The sequence below is a fragment of the Erwinia pyri genome, assembly GCF_030758455.1.
GTDB lineage: Bacteria > Pseudomonadota > Gammaproteobacteria > Enterobacterales > Enterobacteriaceae > Erwinia > Erwinia pyri.
Genome location: NZ_CP132353.1, coordinates 1,153,278 through 1,168,281, shown reverse-complemented (window position 1 = coordinate 1,168,281; position 15,004 = coordinate 1,153,278). Strand labels below are relative to the sequence as shown.

Sequence of the window (15,004 nt, the reverse complement as noted above, 5' to 3'; positions counted from 1 at the left end):
GTTCAGAGGTCGTCGGTATAGCCCAGGCTTCGCAGAGCACGCTCATCATCTGCCCAGCCAGACTTCACTTTAACCCACAGTTCAAGATGCACTTTCATCTCGAACATCTCTTCCATGTCTTTGCGGGCTTCAATACCGATAGTTTTAATCTTGGCGCCTTTGTTGCCAATGACCATCTTCTTCTGGCCTTCACGCTCAACCAGAATCAGGCCATGAATGTCATAACCGCCGCGGGCGTTAGTCACAAACTGTTCAATCTCAACCGTGACGGAGTATGGCAGTTCCGCGCCCAGGAAGCGCATCAGCTTTTCGCGGATGATCTCTGAGGCCATAAAGCGTTGTGAACGATCGGTAATGTGATCTTCCGGGAAGTGATGCACCGCTTCAGGCAGACGCTTACGCACGATGCTGGCAATAGTATCGACATTCTTGCCGCTTTCGGCGGAGATCGGCACCACGTCCATAAAGTCCATCTGCTGGCTGAGGAACTGCATGTGCGGCAGCAGAATGCTTTTATCAGTAATGTTGTCGACCTTGTTGATCGCCAGCAGAACAGGCACTTTATTATCTTTCAGCTTGTTGACCACCATTTCGTCATCGGCGGTCCAGCGGGTACCTTCAACCACGAAAATCACCAGCTCAACATCACCGATAGAGCTGCTGGCCGCACGGTTCATCAGGCGGTTAATCGCCCTTTTTTCTTCCATATGCAGACCGGGGGTATCCACGTAAATGGCCTGATAAGGCCCTTCGGTGTGGATGCCCATAATACGGTGACGCGTGGTTTGTGGTTTACGTGAGGTAATAGAGATCTTCTGACCCAGTAGCTGGTTCAGTAAGGTCGATTTCCCGACGTTTGGGCGGCCTACAATAGCAATGAAGCCGCAATGGGGGGTTTGTTCGCTCATTCAAGTCCTAGCTTAATCAGCGCCTGTTCGGCGGCTGCCTGCTCAGCTTTACGACGGCTGGAGCCGGTTCCTACAACCGGGTCCGCCATGCCGCTTACCTGGCAGTGAATAGTAAATTCCTGGTCATGCGCTTCGCCACGCACCTGCACCACCAGATAGGAGGGCAGCGGCAGATGGCGACCCTGCAGATACTCCTGCAGACGCGTTTTTGGATCTTTCTGTTTGTCGCCCGGGCTAATCTGTTCCAGTCGGCTGGCGTACCAGTCCAGGATCAGTTTTTCTACCGTCTGAATATCGCTATCCAGGAAGACGCCGCCAATCAGCGCTTCAACGGTATCGGCGAGAATAGATTCACGACGGAATCCGCCGCTTTTCAGCTCGCCAGGCCCAAGACGCAGGCATTCGCCCAGGTCAAATTCACGGGCCATCTCAGCCAGCGTATTCCCGCGCACCAGCGTGGCACGCATGCGGCTCATATCCCCTTCATCAACACGAGGAAAACGGTGATAGAGCGCGTTAGCAATGACGTAGCTGAGGATCGAGTCGCCCAGAAATTCCAGTCTTTCGTTGTGTTTACTGCTGGCACTACGGTGAGTGAGCGCCTGCTGCAACAGTTCCTGATGGGTAAAAGTGTAGCCCAACTTTCGCTGAAGCCTGTTTATTACGATGGGGTTCATGTGTTACCAATATCTGAATGCGTCAATTGTTCTGCACACGGAACAGGGCTGGCCAGGCCAACACGAAACTGTTTCGTGTGCAGTGGCTGCCCCGCAGGACAACCACCCATTTTACTGCCGGTACCCGAAGGGACCGTTAGTGAATACCACCAATGCGGCTGAGACGAACGCCGGTTGGCCACTGGCCTTCCTGCTTCTCAAAGCTCATCCAGATGGCTGTGGCTTTACCGACCAGATTTCTCTCCGGCACAAAGCCCCAGTAACGACTGTCCGCGCTGTTGTCGCGGTTGTCGCCCATCATGAAGTACATGCCTTCCGGTACTACCCAGCTTGACTGAGGCTGACCCGGCTGCTGGTAATAAGAGCTTGCCTGACTTTGCGCCTGCGTCACCAGCAGAATACGGTGAGTCACCTCGCCCAGCGTTTCGTTACGGGTAGCCAGACGCAGCCCACCGCGCATTGAATCGCCCTGCGGCATCTCATAGAAACCGTTGCCCACTTCGTTGCCATCAAAACCGCTGAAGGTCTGTATGAAGTCGCTTGGCTGCACGTCTGAATAGGTGACCGGCACCGCTTTATCACAGTTCTGCTCTGCACAGGCCGGATTGATGGTCACGGTTTTGCTTTGCGGATCGTAACTAACGTGGTCACCCGGCAGGCCGACCACACGTTTGATGTAGTCCAGGCTCGGATCTTTAGGATATTTGAAAACGGCAATATCGCCACGTTTAGGGTGCCCGGTTGGGATCAGCGTCGTCTGAGTAATGGGATCTTTGATGCCATAGGCAAATTTCTCTACCAGAATGAAATCTCCAATCAGCAGCGTCGGCATCATCGAGCCGGAAGGGATCTGGAAAGGCTCATAGATAAATGAACGCACCACAAAGACCAGCAGCAGAACCGGGAAAACAGAAGCTGCCGTCTCTACCCAGCCTGGCTGTTTTGCCGCTTTATCCTGCTCTCCGGCGCTCCCCGCCGCTGCTGCGGCGGCGGCCTGCTTAGCCTTGCGGGCCGGTGCCCACTTAAATTTATCAAAGCACCAGATAATGCCGGTGATCAGGGTCGCTATCGCCAAAATCAGGGCGAACATATTAGCCATTCCAGTTCCCTCGTAGCCTTGGGGCTTTATTTACTGTCTTTACCGACATGGAGAATGGCAAGGAACGCTTCCTGCGGGAGCTCAACGTTACCCACCTGCTTCATACGTTTCTTACCGTCTTTCTGCTTCTGCAACAGCTTTTTCTTACGGCTGACGTCACCGCCGTAGCATTTCGCCAGCACGTTTTTACGCAGTTGTTTCACGGTAGAACGGGCAATGATGTGGTTACCAATGGCGGCCTGAATCGCAATGTCAAACTGCTGACGAGGGATCAGATCTTTCATCTTCTCTACCAGGTCACGACCACGATACTGCGCGTTGTCATGGTGGGTGATCAGCGCCAGCGCATCAACGCGCTCGCCGTTGATTAACACATCCACACGCACCATGTTGGAAGCCTGGAAGCGTTTGAAGTTGTAATCCAGCGAGGCGTAACCACGCGAGGTTGACTTCAACCGGTCAAAGAAGTCCAGCACCACTTCGGCCATTGGAATTTCGTAGGTCAGAGCAACCTGATTCCCGTGATAGACCATGTTGGTCTGCACGCCACGCTTCTCGATACACAAGGTAATGACGTTGCCCAGGAACTCCTGCGGCATCAGCATATGACACTCGGCAATCGGCTCACGCAGCTCTTCAATATTATTCAGCGGCGGAAGCTTACCCGGGCTGTCTACATAGACGGTTTCACCGTCGGTCGTCGCCACTTCATAGACAACTGTCGGTGCAGTGGTAATCAGATCCAGATCGTATTCACGCTCCAGACGCTCCTGAATGATCTCCATGTGCAGCAGGCCAAGGAAGCCACAACGGAAGCCGAAGCCCAGCGCCGTGGAGCTCTCTGGCTCATAGAACAGGGAGGCGTCGTTCAGGCTCAGCTTGCCCAGCGCATCGCGGAAGGCTTCATAGTCATCCGAGCTGATGGGGAACAAACCGGCATAAACCTGTGGCTTCACTTTCTTGAAGCCTGGCAGCGCTTTAGAGGCAGGATTACGTGACAGCGTCAGGGTATCCCCTACCGGCGCGCCCAGAATGTCTTTAATCGCGCAGACCAGCCAGCCTACTTCACCGCAGTTCAGCGCATCGCGATCGACGCGCTTCGGCGTAAAGATGCCCAGACGGTCGGCGTTGTACACCTGGCCGGTACTCATGACTTTGACTTTATCGCCTTTGCGCAGCGTGCCGTTCTTGACGCGGATCAGCGAGACGACGCCCAGGTAGTTATCAAACCAAGAGTCGATAATCAGTGCCTGCAGCGGGCCTTCCGGGTCGCCTTCCGGCGGCGGAATATCACGAACCAGGCGTTCAAGCACGTCCGGCACGCCCACGCCCGTTTTGGCAGAGCAGCGCACGGCATCCGTGGCATCGATCCCGACGATATCTTCAATTTCCTGAGCTACACGATCCGGATCGGCCGCAGGCAGATCGATCTTGTTCAGTACCGGTACAACTTCCAGATCCATTTCCATCGCGGTATAGCAGTTTGCCAGCGTCTGGGCTTCAACACCCTGCCCGGCATCCACAACCAGCAACGCACCTTCACAAGCCGCCAGCGAGCGGGAGACTTCATAGGAGAAGTCAACATGGCCTGGGGTATCGATAAAATTGAGCTGGTAAGTTTCACCGTCCGGCGCGTGGTAAGCGAGGGTGACGCTCTGCGCCTTAATGGTAATGCCACGCTCGCGCTCCAGATCCATTGAATCCAGAACCTGTGCAGCCATTTCACGTTCGGTCAGGCCACCGCAAATTTGAATCAAACGGTCTGAGAGCGTAGATTTACCGTGGTCGATATGCGCGATGACAGAAAAGTTTCTTATATGCTTCATTTATATGAATATTTTCGCTTAAACGTTCGGTTTAATTCTCGCGGTGGACACAGCTATCAACACAGAGTGCAATGTACCCGCCATCAATGAGCACGCATCTTACACTGTTAGCCCCCTGCACGAAAGAATTCACATACATAGCAGCGCATCAAATTCGTAACTGTGCCTCTTAATTTGCCCGGAGATTGTTTCCGGGTTCTGCCCGCTTCCACGATGCAAGAGATTTGCGGCGCTCAACGATAACCAGGCGCGCGCAGGCATGCTTATTTAATGGATTCAGGGGGAGATAACTGCCGCTGAGACGGCAGTAAGAGGAATTCAGCGTTCTGTTTCAACACGCAGCGCGTCTGGAGGCAAAGCAACGCTCAGAATGACAGGCTGGAAAGAGGCAGACTTCCCAAGATAAGAGGAGACACCTTTCGCCACGATAAAACCACCAACGCCACCCAGCAAGGCGCCAGCAACGGAAGCAAGGTCACTGTGGAACAGCGCCTGAAACAGACCTGCCACCAGGAACAGCCCCACCAGCGGCGTCATGTAAACCAGCAGCGCCGAACTGAGCAGGCTTTTTTCCGCTATCCCCAGCTCAATACGCTGACCAGCGGCAAGCGGCTCCGCGCTGGCGACTTTCATCACGTGCGCATTTTTGGGGCCGAGCTTGTTGAGCATATGGCTGCCACATCCCTTGCGGGCTGAACAGCTGCTGCAGGAAGTTTTCATTTCCGAATGCAGCGTAGCCACGCCGTTCTGCCACGAGACAACCGTGGCCCATTCTCTCATCATGGTGTCGATCCTAAAGTGACCGCCTCTGCGATACGTTTAGCGGTAGAGGGAGGCAGTTCGCCTACCACCGTAATTTCCGCATTATTACGTATTTCACTCTGCACCGTACGACGCCCTGTGCGCACTAGCTGCGAGGTACTGTTTTTATCTGCCGCGCTGACATTGATTGAGAAACTGAACAGGCCATCAGAATAGAGTCGTGACTCAACAGGTTTGTTCAGCGAAGGGATCTGACGGCGGCTCTGCGTCACCTCTTTCATCCCCATTGGCACCCAGCCAGCTTTCCAGGTAAGAGCAACTTTCTCACTGGCAGGCACGGAAAGCGAGGGAGGAAGCGTCGCCTTTTCCAGCCCCTGCATCATGCCGCGCACGCCTTCGTCCACGGCAAAACTGATAACCCGATACTGCTCAAGCGTTTCACCGTCACGATCCAGCAGGTCTACGCGCAGAGGCAGTTTAGTTTCGTTATCCAGCCAGACAATATAGCTGTATCGCGTTCCGTCCCGCGCCACGATACGGATCACTTCGCACATCTGGTCTGCTATGCGGGCACGGCCTACCGGCACAAAATCGTAGTTCTCCGCCAGCTTGCGGAAATCGGCATACACCAGCGAAGGAAGCGAGTCGACAATATGGTCGCCAGCCAGCGTAAAAGGCTCAAGACCAGGTTCGAAATAGCTGATTTCGCCGCCACGCTGGATGATCTCACGGCGCGGACCATCCATCTGCAGCAGCTGAGCAAATACTTTGTTGTCCAGAACGGCATGACGATAGCGCAGGGATTCGATTCCCAGCCTGGAGACATTGATATAGGCGAATTCATAACTGAGAGACTGGCTGGCCTGCTCCATCTGTTGCAAGAGCGCCCCGGGGGTGGTTGATTCCGCCGGGGCGACACTGGAGTACATCAGGCTGCCAGCCATAAGGCTGACGGCACACCAAAGTTGCTTCATTACTGCTGCTGAATTCCTAACGACTGGTTACCCGGTACCTGAACGGCAGCCTGCTGAGCGGGCGCCTGTTCAAACTGGAGCTGGTTAGAGTGCAGGCGGCGCTGCAGTTCATAATCCTGCAGCATAGCGTTAACGCGACGGCGCGAATCCTGCACCTGCTGCGAAGCGCTGCTGTTGCTGTTGGCGCCCTCAGAAGGCACGCCAAGGCTGACCGGCGAAGCCTGGCCCATCATCGGCAGCGTATTAAACACCGGCGAATCGGACTCAGTCTGGCCTGGTTGTGGCTGGTTATAGTGCTGGACGCCAACAATGACCGCCAGTGATACGCAGGCGGCAACACCGACCTGAGTAAGCTGCGCAGCCCACGGACGGACTTTATGCCAGAACGGCATAGACGCATAGCGCTCGGGTTTCGGTTGCGCTTCAGGGATCAGCGTGGTGGTTTTGTTGACCGGCTCAAGTTCAATGGCGGCAGCAACGCGTGCAGCAATATCGAGATGCATAACCTGACCAACATCGCCACGCAGGGTATCGCGGATCAGGTGATAGCTTTCCCAGTTTTTCTGCAGCATCGCGTCTTTAGACAATGCGGATAAAACTTCATTATCTAAAGTCTCGCCATCCATCAAAGCGGAAAGTTGTTCTTTCTGCATGCCTCAGTACCCTTCCTGTTTACGCTACGACTAGCGTTGGATAAGCGGTTGAATTTTATTCTCAATAGCTTCTCGTGCACGGAAAATACGGGAACGTACTGTTCCTACCGGGCAATCCATAATGACCGCTATCTCTTCATAGCTCAGGCCATCCAACTCCCTGAGGGTGATCGCCATACGGAGATCTTCAGGCAGCGTTTCAATGGTGCGAAAAACTATTTGTTTCAATTCTTCAGACAACATTAAGTTCTCAGGGTTCGAAATTTCTTTCAGTGCACCGGCACTTTCAAAGTTTTCAGCATCGATCGCATCCACATCGCTGGCCGGTGGACGGCGCCCCTGAGCAACCAGATAATTTTTAGCCGTGTTGACGGCTATCCTGTAGAGCCAGGTATAAAAGGCGCTGTCGCCGCGGAAAGATTCCAGCGCACGATAGGCTTTTATAAATGATTCCTGCACTACATCAGGCACATCTCCTGAGGGCACATAGCGGGAAACCAGACTCGCCACTTTATGCTGATAGCGCACCACCAGCAGGTTAAATGACTTCTGATCCCCTTTCTGTACTCGCTCAACGAGAACCTGGTCCGTTAGCTGCTCGCTCATCCGAGGTAATGTCTCCCCAAAGCTTTTTCCACGCGTTTATGAACTACCCGCAATAACTTCAATTCGAGCAAGCATGCGCTTTGAGTGGTCATCATGAGTAAAGTTCCGTTGCGCCGTTATATTTGTGATGTTTTACCGGGACGGACAACCAGCGATCATTTTTATGATTTCTGACTGGTTAAAGCAGCCACTGCTTCCTTTGCTCTTCAGCCTGTCGGCACAAGAGTCCCGTTTACGCCGCAGAGTAACGCAAGAAGGCCGTTTTTTCACCTTTAAATCACGGTAATTCAATCCTGTTCGCAATATTTAACCCGGGCTGCATGGATCAATCAGATTTGCCTCAGATAATGCCAGGGTAAAATGCGGCATCGGGTCACACTCTGTGTGGTGACAGCGGAAAAGGCTTCATCTCTTTTGCCACTGAGTGGTATGCTCAGCAAACAACCTGTTTAGTAAATTAAACATTATGACCCTTTCTTCCGATTACAGCTGTGACGTCCTTATCATAGGTAGCGGTGCCGCCGGATTGACCCTCGCCCTGCGGCTGGCTGAGAAACATCAGGTGACGGTTCTGAGTAAAGGACCGGTAAGCGAAGGCTCTACCCTCTATGCTCAGGGCGGGATTGCGGCCGTTTTTGATGAAACAGACAGCATTGAGTCGCACGTTGAAGATACCCTGATTGCGGGCGGCGGCCTGTGCGATCGGGAGGCGGTGTCCTTTATCGCCAGCAATGCGCGTCATTGCGTGCAGTGGCTGATTGATAACGGCATGTTGTTTGATAAGGAAAACCCCGGGGCGATCGATGGGCGCTATCATCTCACCCGCGAAGGGGGGCACAGTCACCGACGGATCCTGCACAGCGCCGATGCCACAGGCCGTGCGGTTGAAACCACGCTGGTAAGCCAGGCATTAAGCCATCCCAACATTCAGATTATTGAGCGCAGCAATGCGGTTGATTTGATCGTTTCCGACAAAATCGGTCTGCCTGGCGAACGTCGCGTGGTTGGTGCTTATATCTGGAACCGTAAGCGCGAGAAAGTTGAAACCTGTCGCGCCCGCTCTGTGGTGCTGGCGACAGGCGGCGCGGCTAAGGTTTATCAATACACCACCAATCCGGATGTCGCTTCAGGCGATGGCATAGCCATGGCATGGCGCGCAGGATGCCGGGTAGCCAATCTGGAGTTTAATCAGTTCCACCCCACCTGCCTGTTCCATCCTGAAGCGAGGAACTTCCTGCTAACGGAAGCGCTGCGTGGCGAAGGCGCCCTTCTCCGGCGGCCAGACGGCAGCCGGTTTATGCCCGATTTCGATCCACGGGCAGAACTGGCCCCGCGTGATATTGTCGCCCGCGCCATCGACCATGAGATGAAGCGCCTGGGTGCTGACTGCATGTATCTGGATATCAGCCACAAGCCGGCTGAATTTATTCAGGCTCACTTCCCGATGATTGATGAAAAATTACGGACGCTGGGCTTCGACCTGACTAAAGAGCCGATCCCGATTGTTCCTGCCGCCCACTATACCTGCGGCGGCGTGGTGGTTGACCAGCAGGGCCGTACCGACATCGCGGGGCTTTATGCTATCGGGGAGGTCAGCTATACCGGTCTGCATGGCGCAAACCGTCTGGCTTCCAACTCTCTGCTGGAGTGTCTGGTGTATGGCTGGTCAGCCGCAGAAGATATCGATCGGCATCTGCAAGAGGCGATCATGCCGGAGCAGTTGCCTGAATGGGATGAGAGCCGCGTAGATGATTCAGATGAGCGAGTAGTGATCCAGCACAACTGGCACGAGCTGCGCCTGCTGATGTGGGACTACGTGGGAATTGTCCGTACTACCAAACGTCTGGAGCGGGCGTTGCGGCGCATCACTATGCTGCAGCAGGAGATTGATGACTATTACGCCAACTTCCGCATTTCCAATAATTTGCTGGAATTACGCAATCTGGTACAGGTTGCCGAGCTGATTGTCCGCTGCGCGATGGCGAGAAAAGAGAGCCGCGGGTTGCATTTCACCCTTGATTACCCCGACATGCTGCCGGAAGCGAAACCCACCCTGCTCTCCCCTGATTAACGGAACAGATAAAAATCCCGGGTCAGGCTGCAATGCGCTTCAGAGTAGTTGTGATCAGGCCCGCGAATCGTCATGCGATCGGTAAACAGCTCCCCTGGCGCAGGCGAAAGCGCCAGTAACACGCGGTTGGGCGGGCGCTTCTCGGTATCGGAGATATCGGTGCGGCAGTGAAGATGCCACCCCCGCTGCTCTGCCACTTCCACCAGCTTATCTCCCGCTGAGGCTGGCAGCACCACGCAGAAAAATCCCGCTTCAGTAATCAACGCTTCGGCACAGGTCAGCAATACTTCATGTGTTAAATCCGTGGTATAACGGGCGGAAGCGCGTTCAGGGCTGGCACAGTCGACGCCGGGCGTAAAATAGGGCGGATTACTGACAATCAGGGAGTAGCGCTGCCCGGTGGTTTTCGACCAGTGCAGAATATCATCCTGCCAGATATGAATGCGTTCCGCCCAGGGTGAAGCGGCCGCATTTTCGCGCGCCTGGTCAGCAGCCTGCTCATCCAGCTCAACGGCATCAACCTGCACCTCCGGTCCGGTGCGCTGCGCCAGCATCAGCGCTATCAGACCGCTACCTGTGCCGATATCCAGCACCCGCTGCGCACCCGCAACCGGTGCCCAGGCACCCAGCAGAACGCCATCCGTTCCCACCTTCATCGCACAGCGATCGTGGGCAACAAAAAATTGCTTGAAGGTAAATCCGTTGGCGCGCAGAACCGCTTTCTGTTGAGACATTTGACTGACCTGAAATGGAAACGGCGCTAGCATAGGACAATAAACAGGTAAGGAAAAGTCATTAAGACCACACAAACAGATGAAGATCGCGTTCAATCTGTCTATAATCAGCGCCCCAAACTGAGGTAGACCATGACTGTAACCACTTTTTCCGAACTCGAACTTGATGAAAGCCTGCTGAAAGCTCTGCAGGAGAAGGGCTATACGCGCCCTACGGCTATCCAGGCCGCTGCGATCCCGCCTGCACTGGAGGGTCGTGACGTTCTGGGTTCGGCACCAACCGGTACAGGCAAAACGGCGGCCTATCTGCTGCCGGTGCTTCAGCATCTGCTCGATTTCCCACGTAAGAAATCGGGCCCGCCCCGCATTCTGATTGTCACCCCAACCCGTGAACTGGCGATGCAGGTTGCTGACCAGGCGCGTGAGCTGGCGAAATATACCCATCTGGATATCGCGACGATAACCGGTGGTGTGGCGTACATGAACCACGCGGAAGTGTTCAGCGAGAATCAGGATATCGTGGTTGCGACCACGGGCCGCCTGCTGCAGTACATCAAAGAAGAGAACTTTGACTGCCGTGCGGTAGAAACGTTAATCCTGGATGAAGCGGACCGCATGCTGGACATGGGTTTCGCGCAGGATATCGAAACCATTGCAGCCGAAACGCGCTGGCGTAACCAGACGTTGCTGTTCTCTGCCACGCTGGAAGGGGATGCGATTAAAGACTTCTCCGAGCGTCTGCTGAACGAGCCAGAAGAGATTGAAGCGGATCCGGCCCGTCGTGAACGTAAAAAAATTCAGCAGTGGTATTACCGTGCTGATGACATCAAGCATAAAACGGCGCTACTTATTCATCTGCTGAAGCAGCCTGAAGTAACCCGTTCCGTGGTGTTTGTGCGTAAACGTGAGCGTGTGCACGAGCTGTGCGGCTGGCTGCGTGAAGCGGGCATCAACACCAGCTATCTGGAAGGCGAACTGGAGCAGTTCAAGCGCAACGAAGCGATCAAACGCGTTGTCGATGGCCGTGTGAACGTGCTGGTTGCAACCGATGTGGCCGCCCGTGGTATCGATATTGATGATGTCAGCCACGTATTTAACTTTGATATGCCGCGTACTTCAGACACCTACCTGCACCGTATTGGCCGTACCGGCCGCGCCGGTAAAAAAGGTATCGCCATTTCTCTGGTGGAAGCGCATGACAACGTATTGCTGGGTAAAGTTACCCGCTATATCAAAGAGCCGCTGAAATCACGCACCATTGATGAGCTGCGCCCTACCACGCGTCCGCCAAGCGAAAAGCTGAACGGCAAGCCCTCTAAAAAGGTGCTGGCGAAGCGTCAGGAGAAGAAAGAGAGCGAGCAGAAAGAGAACAAGCCGCGCGCGAAGGAGCGTCATCGCGATAGCAAAAATATCGGTAAGCGCCGCAAGCCGACCGCTGCGAAAACGGACAGTGCTGAATAAACGCACCGCGCTACAAAAAACCGCCTCTGTGAGGCGGTTTTTTTATGGGTAAAATCGGGTAAAAAGCCCGGTTTGTCTTCAGCGCCAGTTGAAACGCGCTTTTAGCAGACTTCGAAAATTAAACGCCGTAAACATCTGAGAATTTTACCTTTATTTTCATTGAATTAAAGGGGATGTTAAGCTGATGCTGTTTTCATCACCTACTCCCCTTATTCAACTCTGAAGCGCCTTTTTGCAGCTTTTATTAAAGGCTTTCAGTAAACGTGCGGGCAATCACGTCGCGCTGCTGTTCTGGCGTCAATGAGTTGAAACGCACGGCATAACCGGAAACGCGAATAGTCAGCTGCGGATACTTTTCCGGGTGCTCTACGGCATCCTGTAACGTTTCACGACGCAGTACGTTAACGTTGAGATGCTGGCCGCCTTCCACACGGACTTCTGGTTTCACTTCCAGCGGAATTTCACGATATTCGATCTTGCCCAGCTCGCTGACTGGCACGATCTGATCTTCGCTGTATCCTGCTTTTGCGCAGACGCAGCGAGCTTCAGCTTTCTCATCATCTAACAGCCAGAATGAGTTCAGCAATGCGTGATTGGATGCTTGGGTAATCTGAATTCCGGTAATCATAATTATGCCTCCAGGCAGTAACGGCTGACAAAGCCAGCGGGTGATAAAGGAGATGCGCCAAACCTATCCGATCTGTATATCAGTCCCGTTATGCGGCTTCTTTGACCAAAATCAATATTTCACTGCCGCTCAGCCGGGTGACAAAATCAACTAAATGATTTAACTCAATTTTACCTGTGTCCCACTTTCATATTTATTTGTAAATCTTCAACAATATTTTAAGTTTGCCCTGCTGCGGATCCACGTTAAGCTAATCAGCAACCTATTAAGGAGGCGACGATGGCCAATACGCTGACCTGGCACGATGTGCTGGCAGAGGAAAAAGAGAAACCCTATTTCATTGAAACGCTGGCTAAAGTGGCGCAGGCACGCGCATCAGGGAAAACGGTGTATCCACCTCAGAAGGATGTGTTCAATGCATTTCGCCTGACGGAACTGGGAGATGTCAAAGTGGTGATTCTGGGGCAGGACCCTTACCACGGCCCTAATCAGGCGCATGGGCTGGCCTTCTCTGTGTTACCTGGCGTAGCGGTGCCGCCTTCGCTGGTCAATATGTACAAAGAGCTGGTAACGGATATCCCCGGTTTTCAGCGTCCAACGCATGGTTTTCTGGAGAGCTGGGCCCGTCAGGGAGTGATGCTGCTGAATACGGTATTAACAGTGGAAGCGGGCAAAGCGCATTCTCATGCCAAATTGGGCTGGGAAACTTTTACGGACACGGTGATCTCCGCAATTAATGAACATCGCGAAGGCGTGGTGTTTTTGCTGTGGGGTTCTCACGCGCAGAAGAAAGGCAGCATTATTGACCGCCAGCGCCATCATGTGCTGCAGGCGCCTCACCCTTCGCCTCTCTCCGCTCATCGGGGATTTTTTGGCAGCGCGCCCTTCTCGCAGACCAATGAATTGCTGGTGAAGCAGGGAGACAATCCTATTGACTGGCAGCCGGTCCTGCCTGAATAACGCCATAAAAAAAAGCACCCGAGGGTGCTTTTTTTTATCACTGCAGCCGATCAGGCTTTGGCTTTCGCTACGGCAACCATCGCCGGACGAAGCAGACGACCGTTGAGCATGTAGCCACGCTGCATAATCATCAGAACGTGGTTTGGCGCCACATCCTCAGATTCCATCATAGACATCGCCTGATGCAGTTCCGGGTTGAAAGGCACGTTAACGTCGCCAATCACTTCCACACCGAATTTACGCACCGCGCCCAGCAAAGATTTCAGGGTTAACTCGATCCCTTCCACCATTGAGGTCAGCTCCGGGTTGGCTTTATCAGCCACTTCCAGCGCACGCTCCAGGCTGTCGATCACTGGAAGCAGCTCATTGGCGAATTTTTCCAGGGCAAATTTATGCGCTTTTTCCACGTCGAGTTCAGCCCGACGACGGATATTTTCAATCTCAGCCTGAGCACGGATTTGCGCTTCACGCACGCCACCCTGAGACTGCGCCAGCTGGACTTCCAGCTCGGCAATGCGGTCATCACGAGGATCCACCGCTTCAGCTGCCTCTGCGTCCTGGGTTTGCGCCTGCTCCATCTCAATATCGTCTGAGACTTGCTCGTTTGGGGTGTTCTGTTCTTTACTACTCATGAATTTCTCCGCGTTTTTGCACATTCATCTCGCTGGTTCGCTTATTATGGGGATCAGAACTGCGGTTTCAAGGGAACCGGTCACATTGTCTGAGGTAGTTTACCTCATGAGGAACGCCAGCATCATGAACAAACATTTCAATTGCATCGGGATTGTGGGGCATCCGCGTCATCCGACCGCGCTGACAACGCACGAGATGCTTTACCGCTGGCTGACGACAAAAGACTATGAGGTGATCATTGAAGAGCAGATCGCCCGTGAGCTGAATCTGAGCGATGTGGAAACCGGTACGCTGGCGGAAATTGGCCAGCGGGCCGATCTTGCGGTGGTTGTTGGCGGTGATGGCAATATGCTGGGCGCGGCGCGCGTGCTGGCCCGCTACGACATCAAAGTGATCGGGATAAACCGCGGTAATCTTGGCTTCCTGACCGATCTGGACCCGGATAATGCCCAGCAGCAGTTAGCGGATGTGCTGGAAGGCAAATATATTACAGAAAGCCGCTTTTTACTGGAGGCGCAAGTTTGCCGCCAGGGGCGCGAACCGCGTATTGGCACTGCCATTAACGAAGTGGTTCTGCATCCCGGAAAAGTTGCCCATATGATTGAGTTTGAGGTCTACATTGATGAGACTTTCGCATTCTCGCAGCGCTCTGATGGCCTGATTATCTCGACGCCAACCGGTTCAACCGCCTATTCCCTCTCCGCTGGCGGCCCTATTTTAACACCTTCGCTGGATGCCATCGCTATCGTTCCCATGTTCCCGCATACGCTCTCAGCGCGCCCGTTAGTGATCAACAGCAGCAGCACTATTCGTCTGCGCTTTTCACATATGCGCAGCGACCTGGAAGTGAGCTGTGACAGCCAGATCGCCCTGCCTATTCAGGAAGGTGAAGATGTATTGATACGGCGTAATGACGATCATCTCAATTTAATCCACCCGCAAAATTACAATTACTTTAATACGTTAAGCTCAAAACTTGCCTGGTCGAAAAAATTGTTTTAAAAACCGATGC

Annotated in this window: 15 protein-coding genes; 4 read left to right on the top strand and 11 right to left on the bottom strand. The window is 53.7% G+C overall.

Translation table 11 applies throughout. The features are described from left to right. Positions 1-2 precede the first annotated feature (2 nt). From era to rpoE, 8 genes are all read right to left on the bottom strand, one after another. Positions 3-908, bottom strand: a complete 906-nt coding sequence (gene era, locus Q3V30_RS05475) for a GTPase Era (RefSeq protein ID WP_306211235.1) — start codon at positions 906-908, stop codon at positions 3-5. Beyond that, positions 905-1,585, bottom strand: coding sequence for a ribonuclease III (rnc, locus tag Q3V30_RS05470; protein WP_306211233.1), 681 nt, complete (start codon positions 1,583-1,585; stop codon positions 905-907). Before rnc ends, era begins: the two co-directional genes overlap by 4 nt. A 136-nt stretch (positions 1,586-1,721) precedes the next feature. Further along, positions 1,722-2,684: a signal peptidase I gene (gene lepB / locus Q3V30_RS05465; protein WP_306211231.1), complete on the bottom strand. Its 963-nt coding sequence runs from the start codon at positions 2,682-2,684 to the stop codon at positions 1,722-1,724. Positions 2,685-2,710: 26 nt separating this feature from the next. Further along, positions 2,711-4,510, bottom strand: a complete 1,800-nt coding sequence (gene lepA, locus Q3V30_RS05460) for a translation elongation factor 4 (protein WP_306211229.1) — start codon at positions 4,508-4,510, stop codon at positions 2,711-2,713. 318 nt (positions 4,511-4,828) lie between these two features. Then, the gene (gene rseC, locus Q3V30_RS05455; protein WP_306211227.1) at positions 4,829-5,293 is read right to left on the bottom strand and encodes a SoxR-reducing system protein RseC; all 465 of its coding nucleotides are present in this window, start codon (positions 5,291-5,293) and stop codon (positions 4,829-4,831) included. Next, entirely contained in the window at positions 5,290-6,246 is a 957-nt protein-coding gene (gene rseB / locus Q3V30_RS05450; protein ID WP_306211225.1) for a sigma-E factor regulatory protein RseB, read from the bottom strand. Before rseB ends, rseC begins: the two co-directional genes overlap by 4 nt. Beyond that, positions 6,246-6,899 carry an anti-sigma-E factor RseA gene (gene rseA / locus Q3V30_RS05445; RefSeq protein ID WP_306211223.1) on the bottom strand — a complete coding sequence of 218 codons (654 nt, stop codon included), beginning with the start codon at positions 6,897-6,899 and terminating at the stop codon, positions 6,246-6,248. The genes rseB and rseA overlap by 1 nt, the downstream gene beginning before the upstream one ends. Before the next feature lie 30 nt (positions 6,900-6,929). Beyond that, positions 6,930-7,505 (bottom strand): RNA polymerase sigma factor RpoE, encoded by a 576-nt coding sequence (gene rpoE, locus Q3V30_RS05440; RefSeq protein ID WP_306211221.1) that lies wholly within the window; start codon positions 7,503-7,505, stop codon positions 6,930-6,932. Between the two features lie 466 nt (positions 7,506-7,971). Here rpoE and nadB point away from each other — a divergent pair, with 466 nt between their 5' ends. After that, on the top strand, positions 7,972-9,576 hold the full coding sequence (gene nadB, locus Q3V30_RS05435; RefSeq protein ID WP_306211219.1) for an L-aspartate oxidase: 1,605 nt from the start codon (positions 7,972-7,974) through the stop codon (positions 9,574-9,576). On the opposite strand, the gene trmN is transcribed toward nadB, so the two are convergent. Continuing rightward, entirely contained in the window at positions 9,573-10,310 is a 738-nt protein-coding gene (gene trmN, locus Q3V30_RS05430) for a tRNA(1)(Val) (adenine(37)-N(6))-methyltransferase TrmN (RefSeq protein WP_306211217.1), read from the bottom strand. The genes nadB and trmN overlap by 4 nt on opposite strands. A gap of 132 nt (positions 10,311-10,442) precedes the next feature. Here trmN and srmB point away from each other — a divergent pair, with 132 nt between their 5' ends. Then, a complete protein-coding gene (gene srmB, locus Q3V30_RS05425; protein ID WP_306211215.1) occupies positions 10,443-11,771 on the top strand; it encodes an ATP-dependent RNA helicase SrmB in 1,329 nt (442 codons plus the stop codon). 244 nt (positions 11,772-12,015) lie between these two features. Here the strand turns inward: srmB and grcA are convergent, their stop codons facing one another. Further along, positions 12,016-12,399 carry an autonomous glycyl radical cofactor GrcA gene (gene grcA / locus Q3V30_RS05420; RefSeq protein ID WP_306211214.1) on the bottom strand — a complete coding sequence of 128 codons (384 nt, stop codon included), beginning with the start codon at positions 12,397-12,399 and terminating at the stop codon, positions 12,016-12,018. Between the two features lie 279 nt (positions 12,400-12,678). On the opposite strand from grcA, the gene ung reads away from it, so the two are divergent. After that, on the top strand, positions 12,679-13,359 hold the full coding sequence (gene ung, locus Q3V30_RS05415; RefSeq protein WP_306211213.1) for a uracil-DNA glycosylase: 681 nt from the start codon (positions 12,679-12,681) through the stop codon (positions 13,357-13,359). 50 nt (positions 13,360-13,409) lie between these two features. Here the strand turns inward: ung and grpE are convergent, their stop codons facing one another. Further along, positions 13,410-13,991 (bottom strand): nucleotide exchange factor GrpE, encoded by a 582-nt coding sequence (gene grpE / locus Q3V30_RS05410; protein WP_306211212.1) that lies wholly within the window; start codon positions 13,989-13,991, stop codon positions 13,410-13,412. A gap of 124 nt (positions 13,992-14,115) precedes the next feature. On the opposite strand from grpE, the gene nadK reads away from it, so the two are divergent. Further along, positions 14,116-14,994 (top strand): NAD(+) kinase, encoded by an 879-nt coding sequence (gene nadK / locus Q3V30_RS05405; protein WP_306211211.1) that lies wholly within the window; start codon positions 14,116-14,118, stop codon positions 14,992-14,994. The last annotated feature ends 10 nt before the right edge of the window (positions 14,995-15,004 follow it).

Coding starts and splice junctions, on each gene's coding strand:
- era (WP_306211235.1), bottom strand. CDS start 908: ATGAGCGAACAAACCCCCCATTGCGGCTTCATTGCTATTGTAGGCCGC.
- rnc (WP_306211233.1), bottom strand. CDS start 1,585: ATGAACCCCATCGTAATAAACAGGCTTCAGCGAAAGTTGGGCTACACT.
- lepB (WP_306211231.1), bottom strand. CDS start 2,684: ATGGCTAATATGTTCGCCCTGATTTTGGCGATAGCGACCCTGATCACC.
- lepA (WP_306211229.1), bottom strand. CDS start 4,510: ATGAAGCATATAAGAAACTTTTCTGTCATCGCGCATATCGACCACGGT.
- rseC (WP_306211227.1), bottom strand. CDS start 5,293: ATGATGAGAGAATGGGCCACGGTTGTCTCGTGGCAGAACGGCGTGGCT.
- rseB (WP_306211225.1), bottom strand. CDS start 6,246: ATGAAGCAACTTTGGTGTGCCGTCAGCCTTATGGCTGGCAGCCTGATG.
- rseA (WP_306211223.1), bottom strand. CDS start 6,899: ATGCAGAAAGAACAACTTTCCGCTTTGATGGATGGCGAGACTTTAGAT.
- rpoE (WP_306211221.1), bottom strand. CDS start 7,505: ATGAGCGAGCAGCTAACGGACCAGGTTCTCGTTGAGCGAGTACAGAAA.
- nadB (WP_306211219.1), top strand. CDS start 7,972: ATGACCCTTTCTTCCGATTACAGCTGTGACGTCCTTATCATAGGTAGC.
- trmN (WP_306211217.1), bottom strand. CDS start 10,310: ATGTCTCAACAGAAAGCGGTTCTGCGCGCCAACGGATTTACCTTCAAG.
- srmB (WP_306211215.1), top strand. CDS start 10,443: ATGACTGTAACCACTTTTTCCGAACTCGAACTTGATGAAAGCCTGCTG.
- grcA (WP_306211214.1), bottom strand. CDS start 12,399: ATGATTACCGGAATTCAGATTACCCAAGCATCCAATCACGCATTGCTG.
- ung (WP_306211213.1), top strand. CDS start 12,679: ATGGCCAATACGCTGACCTGGCACGATGTGCTGGCAGAGGAAAAAGAG.
- grpE (WP_306211212.1), bottom strand. CDS start 13,991: ATGAGTAGTAAAGAACAGAACACCCCAAACGAGCAAGTCTCAGACGAT.
- nadK (WP_306211211.1), top strand. CDS start 14,116: ATGAACAAACATTTCAATTGCATCGGGATTGTGGGGCATCCGCGTCAT.